The following is a 12,688-nucleotide window of genomic DNA, read 5'->3' as shown; positions in this document are numbered from 1 at the left end:
ATTAGGGCTGAGGTTTGACCGTATCTGGATGCTGCCGATGACTTGAAACAGCACTCTCAAGCGGTGCTGTATTGCCAGCAACTTCCAAGGTTGACGGCTTACTGCCTGAGAACCAGCCACGAATTTTTTTGATCAGCGCGATCAATGTACGAATCAGTTTAGGCAACAACCAGATAACCAGCAGGATAAAAGCCAGCATCAACCCCAGGAACAGCAAAGGATAATTCAACATTGTCCAGAGGCCACCCAGCACTACAACGTCTTCACCAATAGATGCAGCCCAATTAGTCATTGGCTCTGGAGAAGTGTTAATCAGGACTCGTGAGGAAGCCTTGGTGACATGACTGACCGTTGCCATGGAACCACCCAAAATACCTGCAGCAATCTCCAGCGCTGGCGTCACATCGCCCACCGCTCCAGCCGCCAGCATCGCACCCGCCGGGATGCGGATAAAGGTATGAATCGCGTCCCAACCAGTATCCACACCTGGCGTTTTATCCGCAAAAAACTCCACAAAGTACATCAAGCCTGCAGCGGCAACCACCATCGGATTTTGCAATACCACTAACTCTTCCGGCAAAACAATGTTACCTGTTGAGCCTGCGATACCCAACACCAGAAGAGCAGCATAAAGATTAATACCGCTCGCCCAGCCAACACCCATGGTCAGGGCAATAACCGAGATTAACTCCTGATAATTGTCCATTCTGTTTCCTTATTTAGCTGTCACTATATGACAGCATCATTTGAGGTTTTCATCAATCATTATGGCCCTCTGATAACAACATCGCTTTTTGCTGCGCTTGTCTACTCTCTCTGCTTCCCAAAGGGTGAAGCCAACAGGCCAATTAAAGATGTCTCACGGCTATCATCAAGCCCAATCGCCATATCCAGTTCCCTGCGGCTGTTTGAGCGAGAGCCAAACAGTCTGTCCCAAAAACTGAACAGAGTGCCATAATTACTGTTAGTATCAGACCTTAACACATGGTGATGCACCCAATGGATAGAAGGTGTGATAAATACTTTCGACATACGCTGCTCAAATCTGACAGGCAAACGCAGATTTGAGTGCTGAAACCCTGACATCATCAACACCAACGTCTCAAAAATAATGACTGATACAAGTGGCATCCCCATGATCCAGACTATGGGTATGCGTGCCATCGCTGAAAATATAACCTCTCCAAAATGAAACCGGACGGAGGTGCTCACGTCAAGCCATTCATCCAGATGATGCACCCGGTGAAAGCGCCAAAAAACAGGTATGACATGGTTCAGCCTGTGCCACCCGTAAATCCATAAATCCAGCACAACAATACCCACCAGAATACCCGGCCAGCCATTCAGCCACGAAAATCGCCAAGCCACCCCTTCAGACACAAGAGCCGTCATCGGAATAACCAGCAATGGGGAAAACAGTGCATTCAATCCCCATAGAGACAGGTTACGACCCACTCTCGCCATATCGTGATATTGCTCTGCCCTTATCGCAGCAGGCCGAAGCCTTTCAGCTATAAACAGCAGTAACAGGCAAGTCAGGACAACAGCCCCTTTTATGCTCAACAATTGTTCAATACTCATAACGGCATATTAAGTGAGTTACCTCCTTTCACCAAAAACAGTATCTATTGCAAACAAAAACCCCCGCACTAAAAACAGTACGGGGGTTACAACTGGGCCAACGCTTTAAAACAGGCATTCACCGCCAGAACAAGTGATCTGCATTCATTCTATATTTTCAACCGCCTTCTTTTTTGGATCTACTTTCTTTGGATCACCCAGCAGTTGGGCACGAATTTGCTGTTCAATTTCGTTTGCTACTTCGGAATTTTCTTTCAGAAAATCACAGGCGTTTGCCTTACCTTGCCCTATTTTGTTGCCTTTGTAGGCGTACCAGGCGCCGGATTTTTCCACCAAACCACATTTGACACCCAGATCCACAATTTCGCCCAACTGGTTAATGCCCTGATTATAGAGAATCTGGAACTCAGTCTGTTTGAATGGCGGTGCAACCTTATTTTTAACAACTTTTACCCGTGTTTCGTTGCCGATTATTTCCTCGCCATTTTTTACCGCACCAATTCTTCTGATATCCAGCCGCACAGACGAATAGAATTTCAATGCATTACCACCGGTGGTGGTTTCCGGATTCCCAAACATAACCCCGATTTTCATGCGAATCTGATTGATAAAAATCACCAGACAATTGGCCTGCTTGATATTACCGGTTAATTTACGCAACGCCTGAGACATTAAACGCGCCTGCAAGCCCACATGATGATCACCCATTTCGCCTTCGATCTCAGCCTTCGGAGTTAATGCCGCGACAGAATCAACAATCAGTACATCAACGGCACCGGAGCGAACCAGCATGTCGGTCACTTCCAGAGCCTGCTCACCTGTATCCGGCTGGGAAACGATCAGGTCATCAACATTAACCCCAAGACGCTCGGCATAAATCGGGTCCAGCGCATGCTCGGCATCAACAAAGGCGCAAGTGCCCCCTTGCTTCTGCGCCTCGGCAATGACCTGCAGCGTCAGCGTTGTTTTACCCGACGACTCCGGCCCATATATTTCAACAATACGTCCTTTTGGCAAACCGCCAACACCCAGAGCAATATCCAGCCCCAGCGAACCGGTGGAAACAGCTGGCACCACAACACGCTCCTTGTCGCCCATGCGCATGACAGTACCCTTGCCAAACTGACGCTCAATCTGACCTAATGCCGCCTGCAGCGCCTTTTCCTTGTTTGGATCCATTGCTTTTACCCCTTTTTTAATATCATTCTCTATCATCTGTTCCACAGCTGCATTCATGGTAATCACCTCAACATAACTGGATAAATATACACTGTATGTAGATACAGTATATTATTTTTTCAGGATGTCAAGCAATCCCTGCAACGCCCTTTCAACTGCCGCAGACCTTACCTCAGCGCGGCCGCCGGAAAAAATTTCACGCGCACAGTGTGCGCGCTCCATCTTCTCCTGCCAGCAAAACCAGACAGTACCCACCGGCTTATCCGTTGTACCACCATCAGGCCCAGCAATACCACTGATAGCCACCGCAATATCAGCACCCGAAACACGGAGTGCACCTGCAACCATTTCCCTGACCACTGGCTCACTTACCGCTCCGTGAGCACACAGAACCTGTTCCGAAACACCGACCAACTGCTGCTTGGCTCTATTCGCATAGGTAACAAAGCCATACTCAAACCAGGCGGAGCTGCCGGGGATATCGGTAATGGCGCTGGCAACACCTCCACCGGTGCAGGATTCAACACAGGTGACCTTGAGTTTTCGCTGTAATAACAACTCACCCAGTTGCGATGCCAATAGTGAAGTTTTTTCAGTCATCCTGAAAACCCGGCGACAGTTTATTCCGGCCTCATGTGAGGGAACAGCAACACGTCACGAATCGAGGGGGAGTCTGTGAGCAACATGACCAGGCGATCGATGCCGATACCCTCGCCTGCCGTGGGTGGCAAGCCATACTCAAGGGCGCGAATATAGTCTGCATCGTAGTGCATGGCTTCGTCATCACCGGCATCTTTTTCCGATACCTGGGCACGAAATCGCTCTGCCTGATCTTCAGCATCGTTCAGCTCCGAAAAACCATTAGCCAGTTCGCGGCCACCCACAAAGAATTCAAAACGATCCGTTACGAATGGATCGGCATCATTGCGACGCGCCAGCGGCGACACCTCAGCGGGGTACAGGGTAATAAAGGTTGGCTGATCAAGCCGGTGTTCCACTGTTTTTTCAAAAATCTCAATCTGAACCTTGCCCAGCCCCCAGTAGTCCTTCAAAGGAATATCCAGATGCTCCGCAATCTGCCGCGCACCGGTTTCATCCGCCAGAGCCTCAGCACTGATATCAGGGTTAAAATGCAAGATTGAATCGAACACTGAAAGACGACGAAAAGGCTTGGCAAAATCGTAAACCGTTTCCTGCACAACCTCGCCTTCGGCATTTTTTACTGTGCTACGCACTTCTGTTGTAGCCAACACATGCCGGGAAAGTTGACGCAACATGTCTTCTGTCAGGTCCATCAGATCATTGTAATCGGCGTAAGCCTGATAGAATTCGAGCATTGTGAACTCGGGGTTATGACGCGTCGACAGCCCCTCGTTGCGAAAGTTGCGATTAATCTCATAGACTCGTTCAAAACCACCCACTACCAGGCGTTTGAGGTAGAGTTCCGGCGCAATCCGCAGGTACATGTCGATGTCCAGAGCATTGTGATGGGTAATAAATGGCCGGGCCGTAGCACCGCCTGGAATGGCTTGCAGCATGGGAGTTTCCACTTCCATAAACTGCTGATAATTAAGATATGATCTAATAAATTCAATAACTTGTGATCTAATCCTAAAGACATTTCTAATATCTGGATTCACAATCAGATCGACATAACGCTGACGGTAACGCAGCTCCTGATCGGCAAGACCGTGATATTTGTCCGGCAGCGGACGCAGTGATTTGGTCAACAACTGATATTGCTCAAGGTTGACATAAAGATCACCCTTTCCGGATTTGTGCAGCGCTCCGGAAACTCCGACAATATCACCCAGATCCAGCCCCTTCGCAAAAGGCCTGGCTTCCTTGGTCACGTACAACTGAATACGCCCTGACATATCCTGGATTTCCACAAAAGCACCGCGGTTGCGAATTACCCGACCAGCCACTGAAACCGGCAGCACCTGCTCCTCAAGCTGCTCCTTGGACTTTTCACCAAATTCCCGCTGCAAATCACCGGCCAGATGCTGACGCCGAAAATCATTGGGGAATGCCGTACTGTTCTTCTCTGCCGACTGCTCGCGAATCATTTGCAATTTGGCACGTCGCTCTGCAATTAGCTTGTTTTCGTCTTGCTGGCTCTCAGTCATTTTACTGCTCGATCATGTTCGTTTTCAGTGATTGCGTCGATATCAATATCTGGTTAAACACCAGCCTTAAGACTGGCTTCAATAAAAAGATCCAGATTACCATCCAGCACGGCCCCACAATTGCTGGTTTGCACATTGGTGCGCAGGTCCTTGATGCGCTGGTCGTCGAGCACATAGGAGCGAATCTGGCTGCCCCAACCGATATCGGATTTACTCTCTTCCAGCTCCTGCGCGGCTTCCCTGCGTTTCAGCATTTCCTGCTCATAAAGTTTGGCACGCAGCATTTTCCATGCCTGATCACGGTTTTTATGCTGCGACCTCTGACTCTGGCACTCCGCCACAATACCGGTAGGTTCGTGAGTCAGGCGCACGGCTGAATCGGTTTTGTTCACGTGCTGACCACCGGCCCCGGAAGCACGATATGTATCTGTGCGAACATCAGCAGGGTTAATATCAATCTCGATATTGTCATCAATCTCCGGTGACACAAAAACCGAACAGAAAGATGTATGTCGACGATTCCCGGAATCAAACGGTGACTTTCTGACCAACCGATGCACGCCGGTTTCGGTGCGCAACCAGCCAAAAGCGTATTCACCTTCAAAACGGATTGTTGCGCTCTTGATGCCAGCAATCTCTCCAGCGGAGGCCTCTTCAAGTGTGGTTTTGAAACCTCTTGCCTCCCCCCAGCGCAGATACATACGCAGCACCATTTCAGCCCAGTCCTGAGCCTCAGTACCACCTGAACCCGATTGAATTTCAAGGAATGCGTTATTGGCATCCGTTTCACCGGAAAACATCCTTCGAAACTCAAGATTGGCAAGGTGGCTTTCCAACTGCTCTACTTCAGCTTCTATTTCACTGACCGCATCTTCATCATTTTCTTCAGCAGCCATTTCAAGCAGGTCTCTGGCATCACTAACACCCGCATCGAGTGTTTCAATCGTTTCAACCACCGCTTCCAGAGATGCCCGTTCGCGCCCTAACGCCTGAGCTCGATCAGGGTTGTTCCAGACATCGGCATCACCGAGTTCCAGCTCAACCTCTGCTAGGCGGTCCTTTTTTTCAGCGTAGTCAAAGATACCCCCTGAGCACGTCAGTACGCGCCTGAAGATCATCGAGGGCATTTTTTATAGGGGCAATTTCAAGCATACAGTGCTTTAACTCTCAAGATATGCACCTCCATGGTGAAACCACGCAAGCACAAAGGGTTTATGTACGGAATAAAACAAAGCCGGGATTCTAACGGAAAGCGCCACCCTTCTCCAGACACCGGGAAGCTTTTCCACACGAAGATCAATAAACAACACTCATACCCCTCCGCGCCAGCCAGCGCACCATAACAATAGCTCCAACTAACACAGAAACAAGAAACCGGAGGCAGGCCGCGCCATAAACACAAGAAAGCCGTTGACCCGAAGTCACCGCTATTTTTATTTCGGATAACTTCGGATAACAAAGTACAACAGCGAATTTGATATAGATTCACAACACAGCCCATAGCAACGGCTTGAGAGCTGTCAGCTTTTTTTACAAAATTTACCCATACTTTATAGAAAAAATATTAACATGTTGTTTTTAAAAGAAAAAAAATATTGGCATTTTAATTGCTTTTGAGAAAGGAGAGCCATTAATACAAAAAATAATCAGCGTGTTTATGGCTACTAAATTTTGTATGTTTCGACTATAAGGATATGCTGATATGCTAAATTCTAACCTCAAACTCATAAGAGCATTTGCATTATTAGGCGCAGTGTCTCTGATGCCTCACGCAAATGCCGCACTGTTGGACGCTTTCGAAAATGGCGGTTTTGAAGGTGGTTCAATAAATACAAACTTCCACAACTCCCAAGTTCCTCCGGGTTGGACTACAACTGGCGGCACACCAGACACTTTTGACGGCAATACTAATTTTGGCAGTTACACCTGGGCACCCAGTAGTACAGGCGGGCAGTTTCTGCACGGTATTGGTGATCAACCAAACTGGACTGAAAGTGCTTTGCAAGTAGGACTTGGTGGACTGGTCATTGGCCAGCAATATGAAATTTCCTTTGAGCAAAGTATCTCTCGAAGCCAATGGTCGCAGACTGGTGGTTACTGGAAGATCAAGTTTGGTGATGAGATTCAGGATTCTGCTCATATGGACATCCCGGATTTCGGTGTATTCGAAGGCTGGACATGGCAAACCATGATTTTCACCGCAACAGCAGAGATCCAGACACTTGAAGTGATCGCTTGGAGTGACACCGACAGCTTCAGAACCGATATTGGTATTGACAGCTTCTTCTTGGGAGACCCTGGCACCAATCCTGATAACCCGGATAATCCAGATAACCCGAATCCTGTGCCCGAGCCAGCTTCAATTGCACTGTTCGGACTTGGTCTTGCGGGCCTTGGCTTTAGCCGACGCAGAAAAGCAAAAGCGTAAAAACCAAACCCTGTGGCGGGGGCATTAGCGCCAGATGAAACAAGGGGCATTTAGTTAGCCCAGCAACAGGGAATCAAAGGGCAATCATTCTGTTATAAGGTTGATTGCCCTTTTTCCATTTTCGGGAAAATCCGGGTAATCAGCATCACAGATTATCTGCCGTCAACACCCGTTTTATCTGCCCAGAGGTAAACGGCCAGTCTTTTTCTTCTCCTCCCGGTGTAACAACGACAGGAATTCTCGAGCCGTATTTGTTTTTTAACGCAGCGTTATTCGCAATATTGATTTCTTCCAGTGCCCAGCCATATTCCGTCAGCAGGGGGTAAATCAGCATTTTCGCCTGATCACAAAGTGAACAGTGGTTGCCCGTGTAAAGAATCAGCTGCCGCATTACTCGCTACCTCTGCCCCGCCCGCGTTTCCAGGGGTTCGGTGACGCATCAGGCAGATACTGAGGCGCCAGGTTGCTCCCTTTGCGGTGGTGAATTAACCAGCAGTTGTGAATCCGCTGGTTGCGCTGAAAGTCCGGGTCCAGCGTTCGACTCGTCACATTCTCAACCTGATAATCCATCAACACAGATTCGGCCATCTGGAAGCGACGAAAATTATTGGAAAATACCAAAACTCCTGTTTCAGGCAACAGCGACATGGCATTGGCAATCAACTCAGGGTGATCTCTTTGAATATCAAGTATCGACGTCATCTTCTTTGAATTTGAAAAGGTCGGCGGGTCGAGAAATATCAGATCAAACTGCCGATCTCCCGACTGCGCGGTTTCGGCCAGCCATTCAACACAATCCGCTCTCAGCAGGCGATGCCGCTTGCCGATACCGTTAAGATCAAAGTTGCGCTGCGCCCACTCCAGGTACGTGTTCGACATATCGACACTCAATGAAGATTCAGCACTCGCCAGCGCCATTTGTACGGTTGCCACAGCGGTATAACAAAACAGGTTCAATACCCGTTTGCCTCCGGCCAGCTCCGCCAGCAAGTGCCTGACAGGGCGATGGTCCAGAAACAGCCCTGTATCCAGATAGTCCTGCAAATTAACTTCCAGTTCTGCACAACCCTCTTTGACACGGAACACAGCATTGCTGTTACGGCGGGCGGATACTCGCTGGTATTGATTCTCACCTTTTTGACGTCGGCGCTCCTTAAAAAACAGTTTGGCGCGACTTTGTGGATACAAGTATTGCAAAGCCTGCTTCACTTCAGATAAATGTTTGTTGGCCTGCTGTTCGCCGATTTGCTGGGGAGGTGCATACTCCTGAACGTGGATAGCATCGTGATAAATATCTACCGCTACTGCATACTCGGGCATATCGGCATCGTAGAGCCGGTAACAACTCACACCCGACTGTTTAAGCCAGGGCTTCAACTTGCGGCTATTCTTCTTGAGCCGGTTGGCAAACATGGTTGCCCCCTCCGGCAGGATAACGGCCTTTTCAGACTCTGATTCTGCAGCCTTTGTATCGGTCTTACTGTCCGCATCCCTCATCTGAAACAGCAATAATTGGCTGGCTATGGTGCCATTAAACAGTTTGTACTTCCTGTCAGCCCTCAGGCGCAACTCACCGGCCAGCGCTTCGTTGCCAGTGAACACGGCCAGCCGCCAGCCGGGGCATTCCTGCTTTGCCAGTTCACCCAGTTGTTGGTAGAGGGGTCTCAGCTCCTCCATCTCGCCCCATCGTTCGCCGTATGGAGGATTGGTGATTAACAACCCCTTTTCGATCTGCCGGTGAGTCGGTTTTTTAAATGCGTTCAGAGGTTTCGCCATCACTCGTATAATGCCATCCAAACCTGCATCAATAATATTGTCTTCTGCGGCTCTTACGGCACGAGTATCCTTATCGTAACCCCGAATTTCCGGCAGCAAGCCTGCCTTACCCTTCTCTAATCCCACCCGTGAACGGCTAATCGCTTCACTGTGAACCTGCTGCCACTGTTCATCATCATGCTGCAACCAGTTATGGAAGCCGAATTTGGAACGCTTCAGGCCAGGGGCTATATCCGCGGCCATCAACGCCCCTTCAATCAGAAGTGTGCCACTACCACACAGAGGATCAACCAAGGCCGCCTTATCAGCAAGATCATTGATCATCTGTGGCCAGCCAGCCCGTATCAACAACGCGGCGGCAAGATTTTCTTTCAGGGGAGCGGGAACCATAGCTTGTCGGTAACCACGCTTATGCAGGCTTTCGCCAGACAGGTCCAGGCTGATGTTGACGCGATCTTTGGATAAGTGTGCATTGATACGGATATCGGGGCGCCGCAGGTCTACATCGGGCCGGTCAGCATACTTTGCCTGTATCACATCCACCACCGCATCTTTCACTCGTTGAGCGCCAAACTGCGTATGCCGTATAGCATCGTTACTACCGACAAAATCAACCGCAATCGTTTGACGAGGTGTCAAATGCTCCGGCCAGGCAACAGCCTGTACTCCTTCATAGAGCTGCTCTGCAGATTCAACGTCAAATCTGGCCAACGGCAGCAACACACGGTTTGCCAGTCTTGACCAGAGACACATCCTGTAAGCCAGTGCCAACGGGCCATTGGCGTAAACACCGGCCACGGTCATACGCAAATCTTCTGCACCAAGCGCTTGTAGCTCATCCAGCAAAAGTTCTTCCAACCCCTTAGGGCATGTAACAAACCAGTTATAGGTCACTTTTTATCCGCTCTTTTCACAACTCAAGTTAATTCAATTTTTCGAAAATTCCCTTGCTGATTCCGACAGGGAATTAAAACCCCACCTCTATAGAAAAATAAAATCTTCGACAAGGGGGCCTCAATTTGTTGAACTGGAACGCCGAGATCAAGAGCAGCCAAGAAGGATCACTCAAGTATGAAGAGACAGAAAAGAGACACTTCCCAACGCGCCTTTCTCAAAGGCTACCAGGCCGGATTCAACGGTAAAGACAAATATTCATGCCCACATAATACATCATCACCCTGTGCACACGACTGGTATAACGGCTGGCGCGAAGGCCGCGATGACCGAATGCAAGGCTACAAACTTCACACAGAACAACAAAAGGTCGCCAATTTCTAACACTTACCTTCTACTACTCAACCTTCTAACAAGAGGACCATTGAACAGTTAGCAAGCAGGTGACTACACGCAGGGGTACAGACCCCTATCTAAGCGCCTTACCAAAGGCGCAGGCCCAGGCTAAAAACCTGGGCTACCGGGCGGCGGATGCAACAGCATCCGCCGTTTCTCTGATAAGCTCAGGGCCGCGGTAGATAAACCCACTGTACAATTGCACCAGACTGGCTCCGGCAGCCATTTTTGCCACCGCATCCTCACCGCAGCAGATGCCGCCAACACCGATTATAGGTAATGCTCCATCCAGCTCTCTGCTGAAGGCAGCGACCACTTCCGTGGACTTCCCGGCTAATGGCGCACCGCTCAAACCACCCGCTTCAGCGGCATGGATGTGATTTTCAACACCGGCTCTGGAAACCGTGGTATTCGTGGCAATAACACCATCGACATTCTGTTTCACCAAAATCCGGGCAATATCTGCCACTTCATTCTCTGTCAAATCCGGCGCTACCTTAACCGCCAGGGGAACGTATTCACCGTACTTGTCCGCCAGCTTCTGCTGCTCGTTTTTCAAACGTCGCAACAACCAGGTCAGGCTCTCACCAAACTGCAACTCACGAAGTCCTGGTGTATTGGGAGAAGACAAATTGACCGTAATGTAATCCGCATGGTTATACACTTGGCGCATACAGATCAGGTAATCATTGACAGCCTGGTCTACAGGGGTATCGAAATTTTTGCCGATATTAATACCCAAAACACCGTGATAACGGCGTCGCTTTACCCGCTCCACCAGATGGTCAACACCCAAATTATTGAACCCCATACGGTTAATGATTGCCTGATGCTCCGGCAGCCGGAATAAACGTGGTTTCGGGTTACCCGGTTGTGGTCGTGGCGTCACCGTGCCAACTTCGACGAAGCCAAAGCCAAGCCCACCCAGACCGTTAAAATAATCGCCATTTTTATCCAGCCCGGCAGCCAAACCAACCGGGTTGGGAAAATTCAGCCCCATCACCTTGACCGGATTGTCGGCAACTTTGCGACCCCAGTATTGATTCAACCCCAATCGTTCACCACAACCAATCAGATCAAGCGAGATCTCGTGAGCCGTTTCTGGAGGAAGAAGGAACAAGGCGTTACGGGCCAGGGAGTACATAGCTTGAAGAATCCTCCGATAGAAACAAACGTGTGCGGCGGCAAGGATAAAGCAAGCCGTATGACAAGTCACTTTTTCTCAAAGCGTATTGCTGGTTAAATAACCGCCCTAATCAAGCAATGCCGGAACTCAAGGTCCAACAACAGGTCTAGCATTACGCTTCAATCATAGAACTCGGGAATTAGTAACCTATGGCAGACAATCATTCGCTATCAGAACTACAACACTGGTTAAACCGGCAAATTGTCGGACAACAAAATCTGGTGGAACGACTCCTGATTGCCCTGTTAGCTGATGGTCATTTACTGGTAGAAGGGGCGCCTGGACTGGCAAAAACCAAAGCTATCAAAACCCTCTCTGAAGGTATCAGTGGCGATTTTCATCGAATCCAGTTTACGCCTGACTTATTACCCGCCGATATCACCGGCAGTGACATTTATCGACCTGAAAGTGGCTCTTTCGAATTCCAGCCAGGCCCTATTTTTCACAACCTGGTGCTGGCCGATGAGATCAATCGGGCACCAGCAAAAGTCCAATCTGCACTTCTGGAAGCCATGGCCGAAAGGCAAATCAGTGTCGGCCAAAGCACTTACGCATTGCCCACCCTGTTCCTGGTGATGGCGACTCAAAACCCTATTGAGCAGGAGGGTACCTACCCGCTACCCGAAGCCCAGATGGACCGTTTCCTGATGCACGTCAATGTCGGCTACCCCGCTGTGGAAGCTGAGCGTAGCATTCTCAAGCTGGCCCGTAACGAGGCCATGCATATTGAAGCCGAACAGCCAGAAATAGTCGACGAACAAACCCTGCTTGACGCCCGCAAACAGGTTCTCTCTGTACATATGGCAGAGCCCGTTGAGGAATATATCGTGCAATTGATACTCGCCACCCGGAATCCGGAAACCTATGGTGGCGAGCTGGCCAACTGGCTGGAATTTGGTGGCAGTCCGCGCGCCACCATTGCGCTTGACCGATGCTCACGGGCTCATGCCTGGCTCAACGGGCAAGACTTTGTCAGCCCCGACAATGTCAGAGCCGTAGTCAATGATGTCTTGCGCCATCGACTGATTCTCAGCTTCGAAGCCGAGGCCAGCGGCATTACACCTGACAAGGTGATCGATACACTACTGCACAGCGTGCCTTCCGCCTGATCCGATAACC

The 12,688-nt window shown here is 49.6% G+C and carries 12 protein-coding genes; 3 read left to right on the top strand and 9 right to left on the bottom strand.

Features of this window, described 5'->3' with window-relative positions:
* Position 1 precedes the first annotated feature (1 nt).
* The 6 genes from H7A02_04160 to prfB all read right to left on the bottom strand — a co-directional run bounded on the left by H7A02_04160 (position 2) and on the right by prfB (position 6,041).
* The gene (locus H7A02_04160; protein MCP5171449.1) at positions 2-706 is read right to left on the bottom strand and encodes a DUF4126 domain-containing protein; all 705 of its coding nucleotides are present in this window, start codon (positions 704-706) and stop codon (positions 2-4) included.
* A gap of 101 nt (positions 707-807) precedes the next feature.
* Complete coding sequence (locus H7A02_04155) at positions 808-1,581, bottom strand: sterol desaturase family protein (protein ID MCP5171448.1); 774 nt, start codon at positions 1,579-1,581, stop codon at positions 808-810.
* 144 nt (positions 1,582-1,725) lie between these two features.
* Positions 1,726-2,760 (bottom strand): recombinase RecA, encoded by a 1,035-nt coding sequence (gene recA, locus H7A02_04150; GenBank protein MCP5171447.1) that lies wholly within the window; start codon positions 2,758-2,760, stop codon positions 1,726-1,728.
* 111 nt (positions 2,761-2,871) lie between these two features.
* The gene (pncC, locus tag H7A02_04145; protein ID MCP5171446.1) at positions 2,872-3,360 is read right to left on the bottom strand and encodes a nicotinamide-nucleotide amidase; all 489 of its coding nucleotides are present in this window, start codon (positions 3,358-3,360) and stop codon (positions 2,872-2,874) included.
* Between the two features lie 20 nt (positions 3,361-3,380).
* Positions 3,381-4,889, bottom strand: coding sequence for a lysine--tRNA ligase (lysS, locus tag H7A02_04140; GenBank protein ID MCP5171445.1), 1,509 nt, complete (start codon positions 4,887-4,889; stop codon positions 3,381-3,383).
* A gap of 53 nt (positions 4,890-4,942) precedes the next feature.
* Positions 4,943-6,041 (bottom strand): peptide chain release factor 2 gene (gene prfB, locus H7A02_04135; GenBank protein ID MCP5171444.1). Its coding sequence is split into 2 segments (ribosomal slippage): positions 4,943-5,965 and positions 5,967-6,041, totalling 1,098 coding nucleotides; the frame shifts between segments, so codons are not numbered across the junction.
* A 550-nt stretch (positions 6,042-6,591) separates the two neighbouring features.
* Here prfB and H7A02_04130 point away from each other — a divergent pair.
* Positions 6,592-7,317, top strand: coding sequence for a PEP-CTERM sorting domain-containing protein (locus H7A02_04130; GenBank protein MCP5171443.1), 726 nt, complete (start codon positions 6,592-6,594; stop codon positions 7,315-7,317).
* Between the two features lie 145 nt (positions 7,318-7,462).
* On the opposite strand, the gene H7A02_04125 is transcribed toward H7A02_04130, so the two are convergent.
* Together H7A02_04125 and rlmKL are read right to left on the bottom strand one after the other, a co-directional pair.
* Entirely contained in the window at positions 7,463-7,708 is a 246-nt protein-coding gene (locus H7A02_04125; GenBank protein ID MCP5171442.1) for a glutaredoxin family protein, read from the bottom strand.
* Positions 7,708-9,987: a bifunctional 23S rRNA (guanine(2069)-N(7))-methyltransferase RlmK/23S rRNA (guanine(2445)-N(2))-methyltransferase RlmL gene (gene rlmKL, locus H7A02_04120; GenBank protein ID MCP5171441.1), complete on the bottom strand. Its 2,280-nt coding sequence runs from the start codon at positions 9,985-9,987 to the stop codon at positions 7,708-7,710. Before rlmKL ends, H7A02_04125 begins: the two co-directional genes overlap by 1 nt.
* A gap of 177 nt (positions 9,988-10,164) precedes the next feature.
* Here rlmKL and H7A02_04115 point away from each other — a divergent pair, with 177 nt between their 5' ends.
* The gene (locus tag H7A02_04115; GenBank protein MCP5171440.1) at positions 10,165-10,371 is read left to right on the top strand and encodes a ribosome modulation factor; all 207 of its coding nucleotides are present in this window, start codon (positions 10,165-10,167) and stop codon (positions 10,369-10,371) included.
* A 133-nt stretch (positions 10,372-10,504) separates the two neighbouring features.
* Here the strand turns inward: H7A02_04115 and H7A02_04110 are convergent, their stop codons facing one another.
* On the bottom strand, positions 10,505-11,527 hold the full coding sequence (locus H7A02_04110) for a quinone-dependent dihydroorotate dehydrogenase (protein ID MCP5171439.1): 1,023 nt from the start codon (positions 11,525-11,527) through the stop codon (positions 10,505-10,507).
* 191 nt (positions 11,528-11,718) lie between these two features.
* Between H7A02_04110 and H7A02_04105 the strand changes: the two genes are divergently transcribed.
* The gene (locus H7A02_04105; protein ID MCP5171438.1) at positions 11,719-12,678 is read left to right on the top strand and encodes a MoxR family ATPase; all 960 of its coding nucleotides are present in this window, start codon (positions 11,719-11,721) and stop codon (positions 12,676-12,678) included.
* Positions 12,679-12,688: the final 10 nt, after the last annotated feature.

The organism is Pseudomonadales bacterium (assembly GCA_024234435.1).
Lineage (GTDB): Bacteria > Pseudomonadota > Gammaproteobacteria > Pseudomonadales > Porticoccaceae > JACKOF01.
The sequence above is the reverse complement of the archived record's forward strand: the minus strand, read 5'-3'. Positions and strand labels throughout refer to the sequence as shown.